26 protein-coding genes are annotated in these 23,157 nt (G+C 71.7%); 7 read left to right on the forward strand and 19 right to left on the reverse strand.

The annotated features are described in order from the left end of the window. Positions 1 to 585, forward strand: coding sequence for a 5-oxoprolinase subunit B family protein (locus ACT26F_RS10490; protein ID WP_471670474.1), 585 nt, complete (start codon positions 1 to 3; stop codon positions 583 to 585). Next, complete coding sequence (locus ACT26F_RS10495) at positions 582 to 1,436, forward strand: 5-oxoprolinase subunit C family protein (RefSeq protein WP_471670475.1); 855 nt, start codon at positions 582 to 584, stop codon at positions 1,434 to 1,436. The genes ACT26F_RS10490 and ACT26F_RS10495 overlap by 4 nt, the downstream gene beginning before the upstream one ends. 12 nt (positions 1,437 to 1,448) lie before the next feature. Here the strand turns inward: ACT26F_RS10495 and tsaD are convergent, their stop codons facing one another. The 11 genes from tsaD to glmS form a co-directional block, all read right to left on the reverse strand. Next, complete coding sequence (gene tsaD / locus ACT26F_RS10500) at positions 1,449 to 2,492, reverse strand: tRNA (adenosine(37)-N6)-threonylcarbamoyltransferase complex transferase subunit TsaD (RefSeq protein ID WP_471670476.1); 1,044 nt, start codon at positions 2,490 to 2,492, stop codon at positions 1,449 to 1,451. A gap of 26 nt (positions 2,493 to 2,518) precedes the next feature. Next, a complete protein-coding gene (locus ACT26F_RS10505; RefSeq protein WP_471670477.1) occupies positions 2,519 to 3,274 on the reverse strand; it encodes a lysophospholipid acyltransferase family protein in 756 nt (251 codons plus the stop codon). Between the two features lie 50 nt (positions 3,275 to 3,324). Further along, entirely contained in the window at positions 3,325 to 3,741 is a 417-nt protein-coding gene (locus ACT26F_RS10510; RefSeq protein ID WP_471670478.1) for a DUF5709 domain-containing protein, read from the reverse strand. A gap of 35 nt (positions 3,742 to 3,776) precedes the next feature. Next, complete coding sequence (locus ACT26F_RS10515) at positions 3,777 to 4,235, reverse strand: DedA family protein (protein ID WP_471670479.1); 459 nt, start codon at positions 4,233 to 4,235, stop codon at positions 3,777 to 3,779. Then, positions 4,232 to 4,663: a ribosomal protein S18-alanine N-acetyltransferase gene (rimI, locus tag ACT26F_RS10520; protein ID WP_471670480.1), complete on the reverse strand. Its 432-nt coding sequence runs from the start codon at positions 4,661 to 4,663 to the stop codon at positions 4,232 to 4,234. The genes ACT26F_RS10515 and rimI overlap by 4 nt, the downstream gene beginning before the upstream one ends. Next, a complete protein-coding gene (tsaB, locus tag ACT26F_RS10525; protein WP_471670481.1) occupies positions 4,660 to 5,298 on the reverse strand; it encodes a tRNA (adenosine(37)-N6)-threonylcarbamoyltransferase complex dimerization subunit type 1 TsaB in 639 nt (212 codons plus the stop codon). The genes rimI and tsaB overlap by 4 nt, the downstream gene beginning before the upstream one ends. A 12-nt stretch (positions 5,299 to 5,310) precedes the next feature. After that, positions 5,311 to 6,276 (reverse strand): tRNA (adenosine(37)-N6)-threonylcarbamoyltransferase complex ATPase subunit type 1 TsaE, encoded by a 966-nt coding sequence (gene tsaE, locus ACT26F_RS10530; protein ID WP_471670482.1) that lies wholly within the window; start codon positions 6,274 to 6,276, stop codon positions 5,311 to 5,313. Further along, a complete protein-coding gene (locus tag ACT26F_RS10535; protein ID WP_471670483.1) occupies positions 6,273 to 7,253 on the reverse strand; it encodes an alpha/beta fold hydrolase in 981 nt (326 codons plus the stop codon). Before ACT26F_RS10535 ends, tsaE begins: the two co-directional genes overlap by 4 nt. Further along, on the reverse strand, positions 7,253 to 8,353 hold the full coding sequence (alr, locus tag ACT26F_RS10540) for an alanine racemase (RefSeq protein WP_471670484.1): 1,101 nt from the start codon (positions 8,351 to 8,353) through the stop codon (positions 7,253 to 7,255). The genes ACT26F_RS10535 and alr overlap by 1 nt, the downstream gene beginning before the upstream one ends. Before the next feature lie 97 nt (positions 8,354 to 8,450). Further along, positions 8,451 to 9,845: an NAD(P)H-hydrate epimerase gene (locus tag ACT26F_RS10545; protein WP_471670486.1), complete on the reverse strand. Its 1,395-nt coding sequence runs from the start codon at positions 9,843 to 9,845 to the stop codon at positions 8,451 to 8,453. A gap of 15 nt (positions 9,846 to 9,860) precedes the next feature. Further along, on the reverse strand, positions 9,861 to 11,705 hold the full coding sequence (gene glmS / locus ACT26F_RS10550; protein WP_471670487.1) for a glutamine--fructose-6-phosphate transaminase (isomerizing): 1,845 nt from the start codon (positions 11,703 to 11,705) through the stop codon (positions 9,861 to 9,863). Between the two features lie 46 nt (positions 11,706 to 11,751). Between glmS and coaA the strand changes: the two genes are divergently transcribed. Continuing rightward, positions 11,752 to 12,702, forward strand: a complete 951-nt coding sequence (coaA, locus tag ACT26F_RS10555) for a type I pantothenate kinase (RefSeq protein WP_471670488.1) — start codon at positions 11,752 to 11,754, stop codon at positions 12,700 to 12,702. Here the strand turns inward: coaA and ACT26F_RS10560 are convergent. The 6 genes from ACT26F_RS10560 to rplM form a co-directional block, all read right to left on the reverse strand. After that, positions 12,688 to 13,437 carry a hypothetical protein gene (locus ACT26F_RS10560; protein WP_471670489.1) on the reverse strand — a complete coding sequence of 250 codons (750 nt, stop codon included), beginning with the start codon at positions 13,435 to 13,437 and terminating at the stop codon, positions 12,688 to 12,690. The genes coaA and ACT26F_RS10560 overlap by 15 nt on opposite strands. 27 nt (positions 13,438 to 13,464) lie before the next feature. After that, positions 13,465 to 14,436, reverse strand: a complete 972-nt coding sequence (locus ACT26F_RS10565) for a GNAT family N-acetyltransferase (RefSeq protein WP_471670490.1) — start codon at positions 14,434 to 14,436, stop codon at positions 13,465 to 13,467. A gap of 68 nt (positions 14,437 to 14,504) precedes the next feature. After that, positions 14,505 to 14,975, reverse strand: a complete 471-nt coding sequence (locus ACT26F_RS10570) for a GNAT family N-acetyltransferase (protein WP_471670491.1) — start codon at positions 14,973 to 14,975, stop codon at positions 14,505 to 14,507. A gap of 18 nt (positions 14,976 to 14,993) precedes the next feature. Beyond that, positions 14,994 to 16,340 carry a phosphoglucosamine mutase gene (glmM, locus tag ACT26F_RS10575; RefSeq protein ID WP_471670492.1) on the reverse strand — a complete coding sequence of 449 codons (1,347 nt, stop codon included), beginning with the start codon at positions 16,338 to 16,340 and terminating at the stop codon, positions 14,994 to 14,996. Positions 16,341 to 16,356: 16 nt separating this feature from the next. Beyond that, positions 16,357 to 16,854, reverse strand: a complete 498-nt coding sequence (rpsI, locus tag ACT26F_RS10580; RefSeq protein WP_471670493.1) for a 30S ribosomal protein S9 — start codon at positions 16,852 to 16,854, stop codon at positions 16,357 to 16,359. A 17-nt stretch (positions 16,855 to 16,871) separates the two neighbouring features. Further along, positions 16,872 to 17,315 carry a 50S ribosomal protein L13 gene (rplM, locus tag ACT26F_RS10585; protein WP_471670494.1) on the reverse strand — a complete coding sequence of 148 codons (444 nt, stop codon included), beginning with the start codon at positions 17,313 to 17,315 and terminating at the stop codon, positions 16,872 to 16,874. Between the two features lie 239 nt (positions 17,316 to 17,554). Here rplM and ACT26F_RS10590 point away from each other — a divergent pair, with 239 nt between their 5' ends. After that, a complete protein-coding gene (locus ACT26F_RS10590; protein WP_471670495.1) occupies positions 17,555 to 18,850 on the forward strand; it encodes a citrate synthase in 1,296 nt (431 codons plus the stop codon). 56 nt (positions 18,851 to 18,906) lie between these two features. On the opposite strand, the gene ACT26F_RS10595 is transcribed toward ACT26F_RS10590, so the two are convergent. Next, positions 18,907 to 20,055, reverse strand: coding sequence for a hypothetical protein (locus ACT26F_RS10595; protein ID WP_471670496.1), 1,149 nt, complete (start codon positions 20,053 to 20,055; stop codon positions 18,907 to 18,909). Between the two features lie 79 nt (positions 20,056 to 20,134). Next, on the reverse strand, positions 20,135 to 21,355 hold the full coding sequence (locus ACT26F_RS10600; RefSeq protein WP_471670497.1) for a purple acid phosphatase family protein: 1,221 nt from the start codon (positions 21,353 to 21,355) through the stop codon (positions 20,135 to 20,137). A gap of 141 nt (positions 21,356 to 21,496) precedes the next feature. On the opposite strand from ACT26F_RS10600, the gene truA reads away from it, so the two are divergent. From truA to ACT26F_RS10615, 3 genes are read left to right on the forward strand one after another with little or no spacing between them, the layout of a single operon-like run. Next, positions 21,497 to 22,285: a tRNA pseudouridine(38-40) synthase TruA gene (gene truA, locus ACT26F_RS10605; protein WP_471670498.1), complete on the forward strand. Its 789-nt coding sequence runs from the start codon at positions 21,497 to 21,499 to the stop codon at positions 22,283 to 22,285. Further along, the gene (locus ACT26F_RS10610; protein ID WP_471670499.1) at positions 22,285 to 22,746 is read left to right on the forward strand and encodes an NUDIX hydrolase; all 462 of its coding nucleotides are present in this window, start codon (positions 22,285 to 22,287) and stop codon (positions 22,744 to 22,746) included. The genes truA and ACT26F_RS10610 overlap by 1 nt, the downstream gene beginning before the upstream one ends. A gap of 3 nt (positions 22,747 to 22,749) precedes the next feature. After that, positions 22,750 to 23,121 (forward strand): MmcQ/YjbR family DNA-binding protein, encoded by a 372-nt coding sequence (locus ACT26F_RS10615; RefSeq protein WP_471670500.1) that lies wholly within the window; start codon positions 22,750 to 22,752, stop codon positions 23,119 to 23,121. The last annotated feature ends 36 nt before the right edge of the window (positions 23,122 to 23,157 follow it).

A 23,157-nucleotide genomic window follows, 5' to 3' on the forward strand; every position in this document is an offset into this window, starting at 1 on the left:
ATGCGCGTCCTGCCCTGCGGCGATCGTGCCGTCCTGCTCGACTGCGACGACGCCGATGAGGCGCGCCGTTGGCAGGCCGCCCTGCGCGACCGGGTGCCCACCGCCCTCGGCGCGACGACCGTCCTGCTGCGGGGTCGCCCGGCGGAGCTGCGTTCCCTCGTCGCCGCGACGGACGTCAGCCACGTCGCGGCGCCGTCGGGACGCGAGGTCGCGATCGAGGTCGTCTACGACGGGCCGGATCTCGCGGACGTCGCACGGCACTGCGGACTCGGGGTCGACGAGGTCGTCGCGGCCCACACCGGCACGACCTGGACCGTCGGCTTCGCCGGGTTCGCACCCGGCTTCGCCTACCTGACCGACGGCGACCCACGCCTGCACGTCCCGCGACTCGAGCGGCCTCGGCCACGTGTCGAGCCCGGGTCGGTCGGCCTCGCGGGACCCTTCAGCGGGATCTACCCGCGGCCCTCCCCCGGCGGCTGGCAGCTGATCGGCCGGACCGACGCGCCGCTGTGGGACCTCGACCGCGAGCCTCCCGCGCTGCTGCAGCCCGGCGACACCGTCCGCTTCGTGGAGGTGCGCCGATGAGCCTGCGCGTCCTCGAGCCCGGCCCGCTGGCGCTGGTGCAGGACCTCGGCCGACCGGGACTGGCCCACCTCGGGGTGGGTCCGTCGGGGGCCTTCGACCGGCGCGCCCTGCGCGAGGCGAACTCCCTCGTCGGCAACCACGAGGACCACGCAGTGGTCGAGGCGCTCGGTGGCGGCCTCGCGCTCGTCGCGACGGCGGCGCACGTCGTGGCCGTCACGGGTGCCACGGGTCCGGTGCTCGTCGACGGACGACCCGTCTCCGCGGGACGGGCCCTCGCGCTGCACCGGGGCGAGGTGCTGCGACTCGGCGCGCCCGTCGTGGGCCTGCGGTGGACCGTGGCGATCGCGGGTGGATTCGAGGGGCCCGCCGTCCTGGGCAGCCGCTCGTTCGACACGCTCGCCTCGCTCGGCCCCGCGCCGCTGGGGGTCGGTGCCGAGCTCGCCGCCGGTCCGGATCGGGGCCGTTCGTCGACCGACACCTTCCCGGCCTACCTGCCCGCTGGCGAGCTCGTCGCGCGCGTCGTTCCCGGACCGCGCGACGACTGGTTCACCCCGGCGGCCCTGCACAGCCTGCTGACGACACCGTGGCGGGTCGATCCGGTCTCGGACCGGATCGGGGTGCGGCTCGACGGTCCCGCGCTCGAGCGCTCACGCCCGGGCGAGCTGGCGAGCGAGCCCGTGGTGCGCGGCAGCATCCAGGTGACCGGGTCGGGTCGGCCCGTCGTCCTCGGCCCCGATCACCCCGTGACCGGTGGCTACCCCGTCATCGCGGTCGTCGCCGACTCCGACACCGACCTGCTCGCCCAGGTGCGCCCCGGCGACGTCGTGCGGTTCCGCCGCCACCTCGGGTGACCGAGCGCGTCCTCAGGCGACGATGCGGGTGACCGGCAGGCCGGAGTCGACCGGGAGGTCGAGCGGCGAGGGCGCGATGCCACGGCGGACCACCTCGGCACCGAGCGCCGCGACCATCGCGCCGTTGTCGGTGCACAGCGACGGCGGCGGGATGCGCACGTCGACGCCGGCCTGCTCCGCGCGCTCGAGGACGAACTGGCGAAGTCGGCCGTTGGCCGCGACGCCGCCACCGAGGATCAGCCGCGGCACGTCGTGGGCCAGGCAGGCCTGGATCGCCTTGCGACTCAGGACGTCGCACACCGCGTCCTGGAACGAGGCGGCGATGTCGGCGACGACGACCTCGCGGCCCATCCGCTGCTCGTGCTGGACGTGGCGCGCCACGGCGCTCTTGAGGCCGGAGAACGAGAAGTCCCAGCGGTAGCGGTCGAGGTCGCGACCCGTGGTCAGTCCGCGCGGGAAGTCGATCGCCTTCGGGTTCCCCTCGCGGGCGACCCGGTCGATCTGAGGACCGCCGGGGTACGGCAGTCCGAGCAGGCGCGCGACCTTGTCGAAGGCCTCGCCCGCGGCGTCGTCGATCGTGCCCCCGAGCAGCGTGATGTCGGTGGCGATGTCGTTCACGAGCAGCAGCTCGGTGTGACCGCCGCTGACGAGCAGGGCGATCGTCGGCTCGGTGTAGCGGCCGTGCTCCAGCTGGTCGACCGCGACGTGGGCGGCGAGGTGGTTGACCCCGTACAGCGGCTTGTCGTGGGCGAGCGCGAGCGCCTTCGCCGCGGCCACGCCGACCAGCAGCGCACCGGTGAGGCCCGGCCCGCTGGTGACCGCGATGGCGTCGACGTCGCGCACGTCGAGACCCGCCTGCGCGTAGGCCTGCTCGAGCGTGGGGACCATCGCCTCCAGGTGCGCGCGACTGGCCACCTCGGGAACGACTCCGCCGAACCGCACGTGCTCCTCGACACTCGACGCGACGGCGTGGGCCAGCAGGGTCGTGCCCCGCACGATCCCGACACCGGTCTCGTCGCACGACGACTCGATGCCCAGGACCAGAGGTTCGCTCACCGCACCATTGTGCCCGGTGGGCGCCGTCAGTCCTGCTGCGCCCGCTTCGCCACGCGCGCGGCCAGTTCCTCGGCGTCGAGGCGACGGGCCTCCTCGGGCGTGGGAGCCGTGCCGCCGTACCGGGCCGGGGCCCACCACTGACCCTCCGGCGAGATCGGGTACTCGCGGATGGCCTTGTCGAGCAACTCGCTCATCGCGAGGTGCAGGGCCGCCGTCTCGGCGACGGGGTCCTCGCCCGTGACCGGGATCGGCTCGCCGACGTGCAGGGCGACGGTCCTGCCGCGGCCCCACAGGTCGGACTCGTGGTCCTTCGTCTTGAGCAGCTGCGTGCCCCACACGATCATCGGCACGAGCGGGACCCCCGCCTCGGCCGCCATCCGCACGGCCCCCGTCTTGAGCTGCTTGACCTCCATCGAGCGGCTGATCGTGGCCTCGGGGAAGATCCCGACGATCTCGCCGGAGCGGGCGTACTCGACGGCGGCGGCCATCGAGGCCTCGCCCTGCGCCCGGTCGACCGGGATGTGGTGCAGCGACCGCATGATCGGCCCGGAGACGCCGTGGTCGAAGGCCTCCTTCTTGGCCATGAAGCGCACGAGCCGCTTGGACGGCTGGGCGGCCAGGCCGTTGAAGACGAAGTCGACGTAGCTGACGTGGTTGGAGGCCAGGATCGCGCCACCCTCACGCGGGATGTGCTCGGTTCCGGACGTCTGGAACTTCATCCCGAGCACCTTGAACAACGACTTCGCCGTGACGATGATCGGCGGGTACGTCAGGTCGCGCATGGGGGAACCCTAGTGCACGTGCGACGACCCGGAGGAGACGCGAGAACGGCTCAGTCGTCGTCGCCCACGATGTGCACGGCGGCCTCCTCGGCGCTGGCGCCGGCACCGTCGACGCCGACGTCCGAGCCGAACAGCTCCGAGACGACGTCCTCGCCGCTGCCCGTGCCGGGCTCGACGAGGCGACCGGACCGGCGTGAGCCGACCTCGCCGTCGTCGAGGTCGTCCTCGTGCCACTCACCCTCGGGGTCGAGGTCGGGCTCCTCCTGCGCGAGCCGCTGCTCGAAGGACTCGCCGACGACGGCCTCGTCGGCGGTCGTGCCGAAGCCCTCGCCGGCCGACCAGCGCTCGGGGGCGCTGAGGCCCTCGTCCAACGGATCGCGAGTGTCGCGTCCGAGCAACGTGTCGTCGTCCTGGTCCTGGCTCATGTACTGGGCGGGGGCCGGGGCTCGGTTGCGCGGATCACTCATGACTCCAGACTGCCACGCAATCGGGGGCACGCACGTCAATCGCGCAGACGGACCGCCCTGGCCACGAGGCCGGCGACGACGACGACGATGACGAGCACGAGGATCCACGCGAGCCGCTGCGCACCGCCCGTGAACACGGCCAGCAGCGCGGTCATCCCGATCGTCGCCCAGACGGTCGCCCAGATCATCGCGCCGGGCACGAGGCCCGTCAGGTACCGCGGGAAGGGCATCCGCGCCAGGCCCGCGGCGAGGTTCACCGCGGTCTGGGCGCCGATGGTGAAGAAGCTCAGGGTGACCGCCGGCGGACCCCACCGCTCGACGGTGCGCATCGCCGCGAGCGTGCGCTCACCGGGTTCGCGGCGATGCACCACTCCGGCCGCGATCGCCCGTCCGATCCCGTAGGTGCCTCCGGCGCGCAGCAGCACGATCACGAAGAACAGGAGCCAGGCCCAGACCCACGGCCAGTCCCGGATCGTCTCGACGAGATCGTTCACCGCAGCCAGTGCTCCATGAGGATCGCGTCGGCGCCGGAGCGGTAGTAGAAGCGGCGGCGCCCCGACTCGGTGTAGCCCACCGCACGGTAGAGCGCCAGGGCGGCCTCGTTGTCGGAGGCGACCTCGAGCATCATCCGGTCGGCGTCTCGCGTCCGGGCGGCGTCCTCGACGGCGGCCAGCAGGTGCGACCCGACGCCCTGGCGTCGCGATCCCAGGCCGACGCCGATCCGCATCAGCTCGGCGTCCGGCGCGAACAGGCGGACCGACGCGTAGCCGCGCACGCCGAACTCGTCGATGACGGCCAGCACGATGCGATCGCCGACGAGCTCCTCACGGATCTGGGCGGCGGTCCAGGCGTCGGGCCCGAAGCTGGCGCGTTCGATGGACTCGAGGGTGTCGAGGTCGCGCAGACCGGCCGCCCGGATCATGGCCGTGGTGGCGCGACCTGGGGGGTCGCGTCGGGTCGACGCAGGTAGAGGGGCTCGAGCGGCAGCTCGCTCGCCCGACCCGATGCGACGAGCTCGGCGAGCGTGCCCGCCGAGGGGTCGAGCGGCGCCGACTCGACCCACGCGAGCCGCTCGGCGTAGACCTGTCCGCCGCGGCCGACGACGGGCAGGCCGAACGCGGCGACGGTGTCCGGGAAGTCGACGTCGGGACCGGTCAGCTTGGACCCGTCGGCGGCGTAGCGGCCCCAGTAGACCTCCTTGCGGCGCGCGTCGGTCGCGACGACGAACTCGCCGTCGAGGTCGGGCGCGGCCTGCGCGGCCACGATGTCCAGCGAGCACACGCCGTGCGTGGCGAGCCCGAGGGTCCGGCCCAGGGTGAGTGCGGTGACGACGCCGACGCGCAGGCCCGTGAACGGTCCCGGCCCGACGCCGACGGCGACGTCGGTGAGGTCGGCCGGGGCGGCACCGGCATCGCGCAGCGCGGTCGCGATCGCGGGCGCCAGCAGCTCGCCGTGCGCCATCGCGCCCTCGCCGGTCGCGGACCCGACGACCCGGGAGCCGTCATGGACGGCCACGGAGATCGCCGGTGTGGCGGTGTCGAAGGCGAGCAGGAGCACGACGCAACCCTATTAGGCGCCCAGGAGCGTCGAGCGGAGCGGGACGCCGAGCCAGCGCGGACCGTGGGGGCGGACGGTCACGACGCGCATGTCGTCGGACTCGATGCCCGACGCGGTTCCGAGCGGATCGGCGTCGGAGACGGAGCGCGACTCGATCGTCAGCGAGAGCCAGCTGTCGGACAGCTGCTCGGCCATGCCGGCGCCCCATTCGACGACCGTGACCGAGCTGTCGGTCGACGCGTCCAGGTCGATGTCGTCGATCTCCGCGGCGTCACCGAGGCGGTACGCGTCGACGTGCACCAGGTCGGGGCCGCCCACCTCGCTGGGATGCGTCCGCGCGATGACGAACGTCGGCGAGGTGATCGGACCACGCACGCCGAGCGCCGCGCCGAGCCCCTGCGTGAAGGTCGTCTTGCCGGCGCCGAGGTCGCCCGTCAGCACGAGCAGGTCCCCCGCGCGCAGCAGCCCCGCGACCCGACCGGCCAGGTCCCGCATCGCGTCGGCGTCGGGCACCTCGCGCGCGAGCCACAGGGTCTTGCCCATCTCGACGGTCGTGCCCGTGCGCGACTGGGGCAGGTAGAACCGCCGCTGCCAGAACCGGACGTTGCCGGGCAGCTCCTCGCGCACGTGCAGCCAGATCCCGTCGTGGCCCGCCTCCTCGGCGACGTCCTCGGCCACGCCGACCATGACCGAGGCGACGCCGCGGTCGCGACCGTGCGGATCGACGCTGACGCGCTTGAGGCCGAGCGCCCCGGGACGGGACCGGTCGAACAGGATCGCGCCCATCGGGACGCCGCGCCGCGTGGCGAGCAGACCGCCGTCCGAGGCGAGCACCGCCGCGACCGACTCGATCGTCTCGTCACCGGCGGTCGCCGGCGGGTCGAGCGCAGGACGCGCGGCGAAGGCCCGGTGGATCACGCCGACGACGTCCTCGGCCCGGTCGGGACCGACGAGGTCGACGTCCAGCTCGCGGGTCACGCGATGTCCTTGAGGACGCGCTCGATCGCCTCCGTCACCTGCTCGTGTTCCTCGAGCATCACCATGTGTCCTGCCTCGTTGACCGGCACGAGCTCGGCGCCGGCGATGTTCTTGACGATCCAGCGGCTGTGCGAGAACGGCGTCATGACGTCCTTCGTGCCGCACACGACCGAGGTCCGGCAGCGCGAGATCGTGGCGAGTCCCTCGCCCAGGTCGAGCTCGACGAAGTTGCCGTAGAAGTTCACCACCACGGAGGTCGGGGCGCGCAGGATCATCTCGTTGGCCATGTCGACGACGGCCGGGTCGGCGTGGGGGCCGAACGCCCAGCGCCGGATGACCGAGTAGCTGTTGAACTCGCGGCCCCAGTCGAGCAGCGGCGTGGCGGCCTTGATCATGGGCGCCGCGAACCGCAGCGCGGGACTGCGGCGCATGAGCTTGCCCGCGCTCGTGCTCATCAGGACGACGCCGGCGACGTGCTCGCCGAACAGCTCGGGGTGGGTCGACGCGAGCTTCATGATCGCCATGCCGCCCATCGAGTGCCCGACGAGGACGATGGGGCCGTCGGGAGCGTGCTCCTCGATCACGCGGCGCAGGTCGTCGGCGACCTCCACGAGCGAGGAGTTCCGCAGCCCGCTGCGACCGGACCGCCCGTGCGAGCGCAGCTCCATGAAGACCATCCGGACGTGGTCGCGCAGCGCGAGGCGCTGGAAGTGCCACGTGTCGAGGTCGCACATCCAGCCGTGCACGAAGACGACGGTCGGCGCAGGACCGTCGTCGATCTCGAGGTGGATGGGCACGTCGTCGGCCGCGGTGACGTAGGAGGACGGGCCGTGGACGGAGCCGAACTCGACCTCCTCGCCGCGGGCGAGGCGACGCTGTTCCGATCGGCGGTTCTTGAGCACGGTGGCGGCGGCTCCGGCAACCCCCGCCACGGCGAAGGCTCCGGCGGTGGCGGCGACGCGCACGGCGACCGACATCAGTTCCCTCCTCGATACGTGCGGGTCCAGCGTCCGGCGAGCCGGGTCACGATCTCGTACGCGATCGTGCCGGCGGCGTCCGCCCAGTCCTGGGCGGTGGGCTCACCGTCGTCCCCGGGCCCGAACAGCGTGACCGGATCGCCGATCCGCGCGGGCTGGTCGCCGAGGTCGACGACCAGTTGGTCCATGCAGATCGTCCCACGCACGGGTGCGCGGCCGCCCGCGAACCCCACCTCGGCACGATTCGAGGCCGTCCGGTGGATGCCCTCGCCGTACCCGACGGGGACGAGCCCGAGCGTCGTCTCGCGGTCGGCGGTCCAGCGCCAGCCGTACGACACGGCGGCGCCCGCAGGCACCCGCTTGACGTGGGCCAGGACCGTGCGGGCGGTCAGGACGGGGCGCACCTGCGGGACGGGGACGGCTGGATCGGGCGCGATCCCGTAGGCGGCGATCCCGACCCGCACGAGGTCGAAGTGCGACGAGGGTCGCGTGACCGTGGCGGCCGAGTTGGCCAGGTGTCGCACGGGGGGCTCGATGCCGGCGTCCCGCAGCTCGTCGAGGGCGTTGCGGAACCCTCGCTCCTGCTGGTCGTTGGCGGGGTGGTCGGGCTCGTCGGCGCACGCGAAGTGGGACCACGCGCCGACGACCTCGATCCGACCAGCCGACTGCAGTGCCGCGGCGCGTACGACGAGCGCGTCCCACTGCGGGCCGTACGCGCCGTTGCGCGAGAGTCCCGTGTCGACCTTGAGGTGGACGCGTGGCCGGTCGCAGGCGTCGGCGATCGCGTCGAGCTGCTCCACCCCGGACGCCGTGACGTCCACGCCGGCCTCGACGAGCTCGGTGAACGGCGCCCCCGGGACCGCCAGCCAGCACAGCAACGGACCCTCGTCCCCGGCCGCGCGCAGGGCGAGTGCCTCGTCGGGGGTCGCGACGCCGAGCCAGTCGGCGACGTCGCGCGCCGCCCGTGCCGTCGGCACCATGCCGTGCCCGTACGCCTCGGCCTTCACGACCGCCATCTGGAGGGCGTCGGGAGCAGACGACCGCAGGGCCTGGAGGTTCGCCCGGTACTGGTCGAGGTCGATCAGCAGCTCGGCGTTCATGCGTCACCCTCCCCGCCGGAGCGGTGCGCCGGGTCCGACCCGAACGCCCGCGATGGGACCAGGCTCACCGACCCCCGCCGGTGACCACGGGAGCCGGTCATCGCGACACCGTCCCGGCGACGAAGTCGTGGAGGACGGCCGGCAGCACGCGCGCGACGTCGGAGGCGACGAACGGACCGCCGAGGCGCTCGGCGGCGAGTCCGTGCAGGAGGGCGCCGAGCGAGCCGGCATCGAGGGGATCGAGTCCCGCCGCCAGGAGCGATCCGACGAAGCCGGCGAGGACGTCACCGGCTCCCGCCGTGCCGAGCCACGCCGTGCCCGAGGTGTTGACGCGGATCCGGCCGTCCGGTGCCATGACGAGGGTCCGAGGACCCTTGAGCAGCACGGTCGCGCCCCAGCCCTCGACCGCGGCGCGGGCGTACGCCAGCGGGTCGGCCTCCACCGCGTCGCGCTCGACGTCGAGCAGGGTGGCCAGCTCTCCCGCGTGCGGAGTCAGCAGCACGTCGGGACGCAGCCGGTCGGGCAGGTGCTTCAGGGCGGTCGCGTCGACGACGGTCGGCACCTCGTCGGCGAGCGCCTCGCCCAGGAGCTCGGCGTCGTCCTGGCCGCCGGGGCCGACGACCCACGCCTGCACGCGGCCCGACGCCGCGACGACCTCGGGCGCCCGGTCGACGACCCGGCGCGCGAGGTCATCGGCTCCGGCGAAGCGGATCATGCCGGCGGGTCCGGCCTGCGCCCCGGCGACGCACAGGTGCGCGGCACCGGCGTACTCCGGCGAGCCCGCGCACACGCCGAGCACGCCACGGCTGTACTTGTGGGCGTCCCGTCCGGGCACGATCCGGTCGGCGAAACGGGCTCCGTCGGCGGGCTCGAGCGCCTCCAGCGCGGGCTGCGCCGACACGTCCGTCCCGATGTCGACGACCGAGATCTCACCGGCCAGCGCGGCGGCCGGACCGATCAGGAGGCCGTACTTGGCCGAGCCGAAGGTCACCGTGTGGTCGGCCCGGATCGCGGGGCCGTCGAGGCGCCCGTCGTCGACGCCGATCCCGGACGGCACGTCGACCGCGACGACGCACGGCCGCTCCCGATCGACCCACTCCGCCCACTGCGCGGCGCGTCCCGTGAGTCCGGGCCGCGCGCCGATCCCGAAGATCGCGTCGACGGCCCATCGGTGGCCATCGGGACGGTCGACGACACCCGCTCCCGCGGCCCGCGCGGCGGCGAGACCCGCGGCGTGGACGGTCGACTCGTCCAGCACGCACAGGTTGACCCGGCGGCCCCGTTCGAGGAGCAGCGCGGCGGCGAACAGCGCGTCACCGCCGTTGTTGCCCGGCCCCACCAGGACGACCGTGGTCGCCTCGGCGGGCAGCAGGTCGAGCAGCCGGTCGGCGAGGGCGCGGGCGGCGCGCTGCATGAGCCCGTCCCAGCCGGCGTCCGCGGCGGCAGCCTCCTCGGCAGCCCGGATCTGTCGGACGGTGTGGGCGGTCAGCATGGTGTCAGCGACCGGTCACTCGACCGTGACGGACTTCGCCAGGTTGCGCGGCTGGTCGATGTCGTGGCCCAGCAGTCCGGCCAGCTCGCACGCGAAGATCTGCAGCGGCACGACGGCGACGAGCGGCTGCAGGATCGCCGGCACCTTGGGCAGCCGCAGGACGTGGTCGGCGTAGGGCAGGACGGAGTCGTCGCCCTCCTCGACCAGCACGATCGTGCGGGCGCCGCGCGCGCGGACCTCCTGGATGTTGCTGACGATCTTCTCCTGCAGCTGGTCGCGCGCCTTCGGAGGCACGATCACGAAGACCGGCGTGCCCTCGTCGATCACCGCGATGGGCCCGTGCTTGAGCTCGCCGGCGGCAAAGCCCTCGGCATGCAGGTACGCCAGCTCCTTGAGCTTGAGCGCGCCCTCGAGGGCGACGGGGTAGCCGACGTGACGACCGAGGAACATGAACGACGACTCCTCGACCAAGTCGGCGGCCAGCTTGCGGACCGTCTCCGCCTCGGACAGGACGTGCGCCACGGCCGCCGGGATCGCCTCGAGCTGCTGCAGGATCCGGTCGATCTCGTCGAGGTACTTCACGTTCTTGACCTGCGCGAAGTACAGCGCCAGCAGGTAGCACGCGACGACCTGCGCGAGGAAGCCCTTCGTCGACGCGACGGCGATCTCGGGTCCGGCGTGCGTGTAGATCACGGCGTCGGACTCGCGCGGGATCGTCGAGCCGTTCGTGTTGCAGATCGACAGCACCCGGGCGCCCTGCTCACGGGCGTACCGGATCGCCATCAGGGTGTCCATCGTCTCGCCGGACTGGCTGATCGTGACGATGAGCGTCGACGGGTCGAGGATCGGGTCGCGGTAGCGGAACTCCGACGCCAGCTCGACCTCGCACGGGATCCGGGTCCAGTGCTCGATCGCGTACTTGGCGACCATCCCGGCGTAGTACGACGTGCCGCACGCGATGACGATGATCTTGCCCACGGAGCGCAGCTGCTCGTCGGACAGCCGCATCTCGTCGAGGTGCAGCCGCCCACCCGGGTCGCGGCGGCCGAGCAGCGTGTCGGCGATGGCCTGGGGCTGGTCGAAGATCTCCTTGACCATGAACCAGTCGTAGCCGCCCTTCTCGGCGGCGGACACGTCCCAGTCGACCGTGTACTCGGCGACCTCGACGAGGTTGCCGTGGAAGTCGGTGACCACGATGTCGTCCGGGGTGATCGCGACGACCTGGTCCTGACCGAGCTCGATCGCCTCGTGCGTGTAGTCGATGAACGCCGCGACGTCGGAGCCGAGGAAGTTCTCGCCGTGTCCGCGACCGACGACGAGCGGGGAGTTGCGGCGGGCGCCCACGACGGTGTCGGGGCTGAGCGCATCGGAGATCACGAGCGTGAAGGCGCCCGTCAGCTGACGGCAGACGGCGCGGGTGGCCTGGGCGATGTCGGGCGTGCTCTGCAGCTCGCGGTGCAGCAGGTGGGCGACCACCTCGGTGTCGGTCTCGGAGGTGAACGCGTAGCCCTGCTCCTCGAGCTCCTCGCGCAGGACCGCGAAGTTCTCGATGATCCCGTTGTGCACGACCGCGACGCGCTCGGAGGCGTCGAGTTGGGGGTGGGCGTTGCTGTCGTTGGGACGTCCGTGGGTCGCCCAGCGGGTGTGTCCGATGCCGGTCGTGGCGGCCGGCAGCGGCTGCTCGGCCAGGGCCGCGTCGAGGTTGGCCAGCTTGCCGGCCTTCTTGGACCACGCGATCCGGGTGCCGTCGACGAGCGCGATCCCGGTCGAGTCGTATCCCCGGTACTCGAGCCGGCGCAGACCCCCCAGCACGACCTCCTGGGCGTCACGCTGACCGACGTAACCGACGATTCCACACATGCCGTTCAGGGTACCGACTGCACGGGTGCTGAGGCCGCTGGTGACAATGGTCCGTATGTCACGGGACCCGTCCCCCTACGTCGAGCTCGAGCGCGCCGCCTGGGCGGAGCTCGCCCGCGACGCCGTCCAGCCGATGTCCGGCGAGGAGATCGAGCGCGTCCGGGGCCTGGGCGAGGAGCTCGACCTCGACGAGGTGCAACAGGTCTACCTGCCGATGACGCAGCTGATCAGTCTGCGCGTCCGGCTCGCCGAGGCGCTCTACCGCGCGACGGAGCGGTTCCTGGGTGATCCGCAGCCCGACCGGGTGCCGTTCATCATCGGTCTCGCCGGATCGGTCGCGGTAGGCAAGTCGACCACGGCCCGCCTGCTGCGTGACCTGCTCGCCGGTCACGACGACCACTCGCGGGTCGCCCTCGTGACGACGGACGGCTTCCTGTTGCCGAACGCCGAGCTCGAGCGGCGCGGCATCCTGCACCGCAAGGGCTTCCCCGAGTCGTACGACCGCAAGCGCCTGCTGCGGTTCGTGATGCAGGCCAAGAGCGGTGCCGAACGCATCGAGGCACCGGTCTACGACCACCTGACCTACGACGTCACCGACCGCAAGGTCGTGCTCGAGCGGCCCGACATCCTCATCGTCGAGGGCCTCAACGTCCTCGCTCCCCCGCGGTTGCGCGGCGACGGGTCCCCCGGGCTGGCGATCAGCGACTTCTTCGACTTCTCGATCTACGTCGACGCCTCGAGCCGCGACATCCGCAGCTGGTACATCAGCCGGTTCCTGCGGCTGCGCGAGACGGCCTTCGCGGACCCCGCCTCGTACTTCCACCGGTACAGCACCCTGACCGACAGCGAGGCCGTCACGCGGGCCGAGGAGCTGTGGGACACGATCAACTGGCCCAACCTGCGCGAGAACATCGCCACGACCCGTGGCCGCGCCGACCTCGTGCTGCGCAAGTCCTCGGACCACACGGTCCAGTGGGTCCGGCTACGCAAGCTCTGACGTGTCGTCCTGATACGCGCTCCAACCGACCCAGACCAGCGCGGCGACCACGAGCCAGCCGACCAGGAGCGGGGTTGCGGCCAGCAGGGCCAGGAGCAGGAGGCTCGTGCCCGGATCGGCTCCGGAGAGGGCGTAGACCATGACGACGCCGATCCAGAACGGGACGAGCGTGGCGAAGAACCAGATGGGCTCCCCGCGGACCATCACGAGGGCGGCAACGACGCTGACCACTCCGATCGCCGTCCACCGGCCGTCGCCCCCCGGCCCCCACGTACTGGATCCCTCGTCCAGGTGGGAGAGCGACGTGACCGCGACGAGTGCGGCGGCCACCCCCACGGAGGTCATGGCGCCTTCCAGCCTCAGGTTCGACCGAGGCCGCGCCGACCCGATGAGTGACAACTCCAGTGAGAGCACGAACACCACCACCAGGAGCAGACTCGCAGCCCCGTTCAGTGCGGGTGTCGGGCCTGCGGATGCGAGGAGGAGCAGGACCGGGACGAGACACAACAACCAGCGCTCGCGCCCGCGCGCGTGCCAGGCCACGACGAGGGCGGCGACCGCCGTCAGTGCGACCATCGCGATCCACGGCCCGAGCCCTTCGGCCGCTTCGGGGTCGAAGTCACCGATCCCGTCCACGGCGCGCAGCAGTCGATGGTCGATCACGATGGCGCCTGCCGCACCGATCGAGATCAACGCGACGCGCAGGGCACGATGCTGCGGCCGACTCGTCTCCACAGCGAGAGCGTAGGGGCTCGGCCTGGCTCAGGTGAGCGGTTTGGTCCACTGGTCGGACCACGCCGTGAGCCGGTAGCCGAGCTCCTCGTTGACCGCGATCATCGGGCCGTTGCGGGCGTCGTTCCACGTCACGATGCGGGTCCGGTCGGCGAGCAGGTCGGCGGCCTCGGCCATCGCCTGCCGCTTGAGGGCCAGCCCGAGGCCGTGACCGCGGTGCTGCGGCAGGACGAGCGTGTCCCACTGGTAGACCTCGCCGGCGTCCTTCGGGAAGAGCAGCTGGGTGTGCCCCGCGAGCGTGCCGTCGGGCGCCACCGCGACGACGGTCTGGGCGATGCGGTGCTGGCGCCACCACTGGTCGACCTCGAGTCGCAGCCGGTCGGCGTCCCAGTACTCGTTCTCCAGCCCGTACTCGCCGGACGGGGCCTCCTGGTTGAGCAGGCTGCGCAGGGTCGCGTACTCGTCGATCCATGGCACGGGAATGTCGCCGCGCCAGGCGGCGAGGGTGTACCCGTCGCGCGGGACGACGGCGGACTGGTCGCTGGGCAGGGTCAGCTCGCGCTGGGCGTTGAGGGCGTCGAACACGAAGCCGCGTGCGAGCGCGAACTCGCGGCCCGCTCCGGTCTCCTCGTCGGCCGGGCGCGTGGTCTCGGCGAGCAGCGTGGAGCGGCCGTCCTCGGTCGCGCGCATCGCGAGCGCGTCCAGCACGGCCGTGCCGTACCCACGGCGTCGGTGCTCCGGCGGGACGGCGATCTCGAGGTACGCGACCTCGGTGTTGTCACGCTCGGGCAGCTCGGCCCAGCCGACCGCGACGACCCGGTCTCCCGCGCGCGCCTGCACCACGTCGGTGCGCATGTAGTGGTCGCCGGCAAGCACCACCTGCAGCTCGGGGGGCAACCACGGGACGTCGATCGAGCGGGTGTTGGCTCGCAGGTACACGTCGCTGAACTCGACGAAGGCCCCGTGGTCGGTCGGATCCAGCACCTCGATCGTCACGGCCATGTCCAGCAGTCTCCCACCGATGGACCCACCGGGGCGGTGCGCTGGGTCCCACCGAGCCCAGCGGGGCCTCAGAGCTCGCGGGTGAGGAACGCGCTGTTCGGGTCGGGGACGTAGTCCCCGAACGGCTCGCACGGGACGAAGCCGTGGCGGGCGTAGAGCCGGCGCGCGGTGGCGAAGTAGTCCTCGGTGCCGGTCTCGAGGCTCACCCGCGTGCAGCCAAGGTCGCGGGCCTGCGCCAGCAGGTGCGTCAGGACGAGGGCGGCGACCCCGCGGCCGCGCGCGGCCGGCGTCGTGCGCATCGACTTGATCTCGCCGTGCCCGCCGCCGAGGTCCTTGAGCGCGCCGCAGCCGAGCAGCGTGCCGTCCTCGCGGGCCGTCCAGAAGCCGATCGCGGGATCGGCGAGTGCGGCCAGGTCGAGCGCGTGGACGCTCTCGGCCGGGCTCGTCGCGTACATGTCCTGCAGGTGCTCGGCCAGCAGGTCGCGGACGTCGTCGCGGTCGAGCCCGCCGGCCTCGAGGACGACGGAGTCGACCGTCACGGAGCGCGGGTCCACGGTTCAGAGAGCGAGCGCCGTGCGGACGACCTCGGCGAGGTGGTCGGCGATCTCCCGGGCCTCGTCGGGCGTCTGGGCCTCGACCATGACGCGCACGACCGGCTCGGTGCCCGAGGGCCGCAGCAGCACGCGCCCGTTGGAGCCCAGCTTGGCCGACGCGGCCTCGACCTCGGCCTGCACGACGGCGTCGGAGTCGGCGCGCGTGCGGTCGACGCCCGAGACGTTGACCAACACCTGCGGGAACCGCTCCATGACGGCCGCGAGCTCGGACATCCGCTGGCGCGTGGAGGACAGCTCGGCGGCGAGCTGCAGTGCCGTCAGGACGCCGTCGCCCGTCGTGGCGTGGCGGCTCATGATGACGTGGCCGGACTGCTCGCCACCGAGGGTGAAGCCCCGTTCGCGCATCGCCTCGAGGACGTACCGGTCGCCGACCGCGGTGCGCAGGACCGTGATCCCGGCGTCCTCCATCGCGCGCGTGAAGCCCACGTTGCTCATGACGGTCGCCACGACGGTGTCGTCGACCAGCAGGCCCTCGCGCTGGCCCTTGAGCGCCAGGATCGCCAGGATCTGGTCGCCGTCGACCATCTCGCCGTTCTCGTCGACCGCGAGGCACCGGTCGGCGTCACCGTCGAAGGCGAAGCCGACGTCGGCGCCGCGCTCGACGACGATGCGCTGCAGGTCACCGAGGTGGGTCGAGCCGCACTGCTCGTTGATGTTGAGGCCGTCGGGCTCGGCGTGGATCGCGATGACGTTCGCGCCGGCTCGGGCGAAGGCGTCGGGGGCGGCCTCGTAGGCGGCGCCGTTCGCGCAGTCCAGGACGACCGTCAGCCCTTCGAGCCGGGTCGGCAGGGAGTCCAGCAGGTGTCGCACGTAGGCGCCCAGACCCGCATGGCTGTCGCCCACGCGGCCGACGCCGGCCCCGGTGGGCCGCTCCCACGGCTCCTCGAGACGCTGCTCGATCGCGTGCTCGATCTCGTCGTCGAGCTTGAGTCCGCCGCGAGCCAGGAACTTGATGCCGTTGTCGGGCATCGGGTTGTGGCTCGCCGAGATCATGACGCCCATGTCGGCCTCGAGGAACGAGGTCAGGTAGGCGGCACCGGGCGTCGGGACGACGCCGAGTCGGTGCACGTCGACCCCAGCAGACGCCAAACCCGCGACCACCGCGGCCTCGAGGAATTCCCCCGAGGCGCGGGTGTCGCGGGCGACGACGGCCGTGGGCCGCTGGTCGACAAAGGCACCGGCCTCACCGAGGACGTGCGCGGCAGCCACCGAGATGTCGACCGCGAGCTCGGCGGTCAGGTCCCGGTTGGCCAGGCCCCGAACGCCGTCGGTACCGAAGATCCGGCCCATGGAGTACGGCGTCGGATCAGCGCTTGCTGTACTGAGGAGCCTTGCGGGCCTTCTTGAGACCAGCCTTCTTGCGCTCCTTGATCCGCGCGTCGCGGGTCAGCAGGCCGGCCTTCTTCAAGGTCGGACGGTTCGCCTCGAGGTCGATCGCGTTCAGGGCACGGGCCACGCCGAGGCGCAGCGCGCCGGCCTGACCGGTCATGCCGCCGCCGGTGACCCGGGCGATGACGTCGAAGGAGTCGGCCAGACCGGTGACGGTCAGCGCCTCCTTGGCGATCTGCTGGTGCAGCTTGTTCGGCAGGTACTCCTCGAGCGGCTTGCCGTTGACCGTCCAGACGCCGGTGCCCGGAACGATGCGCACGCGGGCGACGGCCTCCTTGCGGCGTCCGGTGGCCGAGCCGGGGGCGATGATCGACTGGATCTCGCCAGCCGCGGCAGCGCCGGCGGACTCGGAGGTGTAGGCAACGCCTTCGGCGTTGGCGGTGTACTCGACCTCTTCGGTGGTGGTCTCAGCCACGGTGAACCTGCTTCTGCTTACTGGGAGATCTGCGTGATCTCGAACGGCTGGGGCTTCTGGGCGGCGTGCGGATGATCCGGGCCGGCGTAGACCTTCAGCTTCGTGATGAGCTGACGGCCGAGACGATTCTTCGGGAGCATGCCGCGGACCGACTTCTCGATCGCCTTGCGAGCGTCCTTGTCGAGCAGGTCGCCGTACGCGATCTGCTTGAGACCGCCGGGGTAACCACTGTGGCGGTAGACGTTCTTGTCCGTGCGCTTGTTGCCGGACAGGGCGACCTTGTCGGCGTTGACGATGATGACGAAGTCGCCACCGTCCACGTGCGGCGCGTAGGTCGGCTTGTGCTTGCCGCGCAGGAGGGTGGCCGCGGTGACGGCGAGCCGACCGAGGACGACGTCCTCGGCATCGATGACGTGCCACTGACGGGTGATGTCAGCAGGCTTGGGGCTGTACGTGCGCACGGCGTGACCTTCTCGCTGCAAATCGAACTCTGTGGAAATCGGGCTTCTGGTGCTGCATCCGCGCAGGACATGCGTCGGGACACAACGACTCTCAAGGTTACCCGGCTGAACCCCGGTGGGTCAAAACGGGGCCCGTCACACCCGCCCTGCCCTCGCGCCGTGTGAGGCGGCGCACTAGGTTGGACTCGGCCGTACACCCCCGCGGCCCTGAATTTTCTGACGTCACAGGAGACACCACAGTGACCGACAAGCAGACGCTTTCCATTCGCGACAACCGCACCGGCGAGGAGTACGAGGTCGAGATCGCCGACGGCGCGATCCGGGCCTCGGACCTCGGCAGGATCGGCAAGACCGAGGACGACCCGGGCCTGGCCGTGTACGACCCCGGCTTCACGAACACCGCCTCGACGCGCAGCTCCGTCACCTTCATCGACGGCGAGAAGGGCATCCTGGAGTACCGCGGCTACCCGATCGAGCAGCTCGCGGAGTCCTCCACCTACCTCGAGGTCGCCTACCTGCTCATCCACGGCGAGCTGCCGACGAAGGACCAGCACGACCAGTGGGTGCACGACATCACGTTCCACACGTTCGTGCACGAGAACCTGAAGTCGCAGCTGCAGGGCTTCCGCTACGACGCGCACCCGATGGGCATGCTGCTGTCGAGCGTCGGCGCGCTCTCGACGTTCTACCCCGAGGCCCGCCAGATCAAGGACCCGCAGATCCGCCACGACCAGATCGTCCGGCTCATCGCGAAGATGCCGACGCTGGGCGCCTGGTCCTTCCGGCACGCGCAGGGCAAGCCGTACGTCTACCCCGACAACGAGCTGTCGTACACCGAGAACTTCCTCTCGATGCTGTTCCGGATGAGCGAGCCGAAGTACGACCCGGACCCGCGCCTGGCCAAGGCCCTCGAGGTGCTGTTCATCCTGCACGCCGACCACGAGCAGAACTGCTCGACCAACGCGGTCCGCTCCGTCGGGTCCAGCCAGGTCGACCCGTACTCCGCGGTGAGCGCGGGCATCGCGGCGCTCTACGGCCCGCTGCACGGCGGCGCCAACGAGGCCGTCCTGCGGATGCTCAAGCGCATCAAGACCAAGGACAACGTCAAGGACTTCATCGCCGGCGTGAAGAACGGCGAGGAGCGCCTCATGGGCTTCGGCCACCGGGTCTACAAGAACCACGACCCGCGCGCCACGATCATCAAGAAGGCGTGCGACGACGTCTTCGAGGTCACCGGCGTCAACCCGCTGCTCGAGGTCGCCCAGGAGCTCGAGAAGATCGCGCTCGAGGACGAGTACTTCGTCAAGCGCAAGCTCTACCCGAACGTCGACTTCTACTCGGGTCTGATCTACGAGGCGCTGCAGTTCCCGCCGGAGATGTTCACGGTGCTGTTCGCGATCCCGCGCACGTCCGGCTGGCTGGCCCAGTGGCTCGAGCTGGTCGACGACCCGGAGCAGAAGATCGCCCGCCCGAAGCAGATCTACACCGGCGACCGCACCGTGGACTTCGTGCCCGCGGCACAGCGCTGGAAGTGACCCGCTGAACAGAGGAACGCCCCCGCCGTCGGCGGGGGCGTTCTTCGTCGTGGGGCTCAGTCGTCCCAGATCATCCAGGTGACCTTCCAGTCGCGCCAGCCGCCGTACACGAGCGTCAGGGAGTAGTCGTGGCCGGCGTTGCGGGCCGCGCAGTCCCTGGCCGGCGACGTCGAGAACGACTTGTCGCACGGCGCGTAGGGAGCCGGACCGTAGAGGTTCGACGCCGAGAGCCTGCCGCTCTCGCGCACCTCCTGCACCGCGACATCGCCCGGGTTCTCGTAGTACTCCTGCTGCTTCGCGAGGCGACGAGCTGCCGCGAGGTCACCGCGGTTGGCGGCGGCGAGGAACGCGTTCAGGGCCTCCTGTGCTCCGTAGCGACTCGTCGAGTTCACCGTGAGCCTGCCCCGGACGAGCGAGAGCTGCGCCGTGACCGCGACCGTCCCACAGGCCATGCACTCCCAGTGCTCGCCGGCGCTCACCTGGACGGTCACGCGACGCGCCACGAGGCCGATGGACCGGACGCTCTCGCGGCCGAACTCCACGACCGAGGACGTGTCGAACTGCCCCCGGTACGCCGGCTTTCCGCGCCCGTCCGCGGTGTAGAGCAGCACGTGGTCCGGCCAGCCGACGCCACCTTGGTTGCACCGGACCACGACTGCGGCGTCGCGACCGCCGGCGGAGTCCAACTCACCGAAGACCGCACGCACGAACGTGACCTCACCCCGGCCGGCGGCGATACCCGGCAGCGACCCGCCCACGAGCCGACCGGCCGGATGCTCACACAGCGACGGTACAGCGGCATTTTTCAGTTCGGCGGTCGTGAGGTCTTGTGCCTTCGGCTTCGTGACCTTGACGCGCAGCGACCGCGACGTCGATCCCGCGTGGCCACCCCGCTTCGGGATCTGGACGCGGTAGGCGACCGCCGTGGGCTTGCCGGGCCGATCGACGAACGCATACGTCCCCTTGGCGCTGAGCGCGACCTTCCTGACGGCCTTCCACTTCCCCCCGCCGATCCGCTTGCGGATCGTCACCTTGGCGCCCTTCGCCGCCGGAGTCACCTTGCCCGAGACACGGATGGCCTCGCCCACGGTGATCGATCGGTCGCTGACCGAGATCGTGACCTTGCGCTTCTTCGCGGCCTCGGCCGGTGAGGCGATGGCCATGACGGTCATCAGTGCGAGCAGGGCGACGAGAAGACGTTTCACGGTGATCCTGGTGGCTCGGGAGCTCGGGCACCGGACAGCGTAGGGGCCGGACCGTGCCTGTCGCAGCAGTTTCCGGCCTTCAGGAGGTGCCGGTGAGGATGAACGAGTCGAGCACTCGACCGACCTTTGTCGCAGGCTTCGCGCCCTTGCCCCGGTGGCCGACGATCGCATCCACCGTCAGCGTCGTCGGGCTGATCGTGAGGGCCTGGTACGTCGAGGTGCGGTAGGCGGACTTCACCCGCTGGGCTCCGCCGGCCTTCCAGTCCTTGGCCGACGAGGTGTAGTACTTCGGACCGCTGACGGAGGTCAGGTAGGTCACGCCGGCCTTCGTGCCCCGGGCGTAGGAGTGGTCGTGCCCCGAGAGCACGAGGTCGACGCCGTACTTCTCGAAGGTCGGCAGGAACGCCTTGCGCATCGCGGAGTTCTCGCGATCGCCACGCGAGGCGAACGGGCCCGCGTGCATGAGCACGATCGTCCACGCGCGGTCGTTCGTGCGGGCCGCCTCGCGCAGGAACGCGCGCTGGGCCCTCAGGTCCTTGCCGAAGGAGTCGAGCACGATGAAGCGGGCCGGGCCGTAGTCGACGAAGAACCACGTCCGGCGCTGGTCCGGGAAGCCGTTCGACGCGCCCTGGAAGTAGGAGCGGAACCCGCGTCCGTCGCCCGAGCGGCACGAGGACACCAGGACGCACTGCTCGTGGTTGCCGATGGCGGCGATCCAGTTCCGGGACTGGCCGGACGGACTGAGGGCGCGATGCAGGTCGCTCCACTCCTTGGCGACCCACGGGTGGTTGACGACGTCGCCGGCCTGCAGCAGCAGCCCCGCGCCGGGGAAGCGCCGTGCCGCGGCGTCGATGACGTCCTCGGGCACCCCGGCGTTGGCGATCTGGGTGTCCCCGAACTCCAGCACCGTGACCGCCGCGTCCTCGCTGGGCGCCGTCCGGAACGATCGCCAGCCGGTCGCGCCGGGATTCGTCAGGATCCGGTAGCGGTAGCGCGTCGCGGACTTGAGTCCCGCGAGCCGGGCGACGTACCGGACCTGCGTGGTTCCCGTGGTGCGCTTCGTGGTGCCGACCTTGCGGACGGCCTTCGCGGTCGTCACGGTGCCGTCCGCGGCGACGGCGACCACGAGCTGGCCTCGGTGCGCTTCGGTACGGCTCCAGGAGACGTACTGCGACGTCGCGGGGTCGGCGGTCGGCGTGAGCAGGACCCGGCTGGCCCGTCCACTCGCGGCGCATGCCGCCGAGGGCGCGAGCAGCGCGACCAGGAGGCCGGCGAGGACGAAGACGACCCGAGTCCGCATCTGCCCACTGTAGGCACGCGCGTGCCCCAGATGTGTAGCGGTATCCACCTCAATCCCCGGCTCGGAGCCCGATTCCGGTGGAGACCGCTACACATCTCGTCGGCCCGCAGGGCCGAAAGCGCGTGCCGATACGGTGGACGGGTGCGGATGCGGATCGATCTGGCCTACGACGGGACCGAGTTCAGGGGCTGGGCGACCCAGCCCGGGCTGCGCACCGTGCAGGGGGAGCTCGAGTCTGCCCTCGGCACCGTCCTGCGACTGCCCGAGCCGCCCCGCGTCACGTGCGCGGGCCGCACCGACGCCGGCGTCCACGCCCGGGGCCAGGTCGCGCACGTCGACGTGGAGAGCCATCCGGGCGTGCTCGAGCGGCGGCTGCGCCGGATCGTGCCGCACGACATCCGGATCGTGCGGGTCTCGCAGGCGCCGGAGCACTTCGACGCCCGGTTCGCCGCGATCGAGCGCCGCTACGTCTACCGGATGACCGACCACGCCGCCGGGCCCGACCCGCTCCAGCGCCGCATGGTCGCCGCGATGCCGCGCCCGCTGGACGTCGACCTCATGAACGCGGCGGCCCAGCACCTGCTCGGTGAGCACGACTTCGCCGCGTTCTGCAAGCAGCGCGAGGGCGCCACGACGATCCGGACGCTGCTCGCGCTGCGGACGGTCCGCGGCGGCGAGACGCTCGCCACCACGGTGCGCGCCGACGCGTTCTGCCACTCGATGGTGCGGTCGCTCATGGGCTGCCTCGTGGCGGTCGGCGAGCGCCGGTACCCGCCGGAGTTCGCCGCCGAGATCCTCTCCGGCGAGGTGCGCGACCCGCGGGTCAAGGTCATGCCCGCGCACGGACTCGTGTTGGAGGAGGTCGTCTACCCCGCCGACGACCAGTTGGCCGCGCGCGTCGACCAGGCCCGGCGCCGACGGGACGAGTGATGGCCCGCATCCTCAGCGCCGGCGTCCTGCTGCACCGCCTCCACGACGGGCGGCGCGAGGTGCTGCTGGGGCATCTGGGCGGGCCGTTCTGGCTCAAGCGCCACGAGCAGGCCTGGTCGATCCCCAAGGGCGAGGTCGAGCCCGGCGAGGAGCCGCTCGCGGCCGCGCGCCGCGAGTTCACCGAGGAGCTGGGGCTGCCCGTCCCGGACGGCCCGTGGGTCGACCTCGGCGAGGTGCGCCAGTCGAGGAAGGACGTGCGGGTGTGGGCCATCGAGGCCGACCTCGACCCCGCCGCCGTCCAGCCCGGGACGTTCGAGCTCGAATGGCCGCCGGGCTCGGGCACGATCCAGGCGTTCCCCGAGCTCGACCGGGTCGCGTGGTTCGGCCTCGACGAGGCCCGCACGGTGATCGTGACGGCGCAGGCGGCGTTCCTCGACCGGCTGCCGCCCGTGGAACACTGAGCCATGGCGACCGCGATGACGTGGGACGAGATCGAGGCGTTCCTGCTGGAGTTCCCCGACACCGCGCGCAGCACCTCGTGGGGGATGCCCGGCGTCAAGACCGGTGGCACGCTCGTCGCGTGGTGGCGCGACCTCGACGACTCCCCCGGCTGTGTCGCGCTCAAGGTCGACCGGGCGGAGCTGGAGGCCGTGATCGAGGACCCGGCCACGCCGTACTTCACGATCGACCACTTCCGGAAGTTCAACTCCAATGCCGTCCTCGTCCGCCCCGGCGACGTCGATCCGCAGGAGCTGCGCGAGATGCTCACCGATGCGTGGCTCGTCACGGCCAAGGCCACGGTCCGCAAGGCCTGGCTGGCCGAGCACGGTCGCTGACGAGTGACCGGGGCACGAAGGTCGCCCTGCCTTGCC

The sequence above is a fragment of the Aeromicrobium sp. SP1 genome, assembly GCF_055663785.1.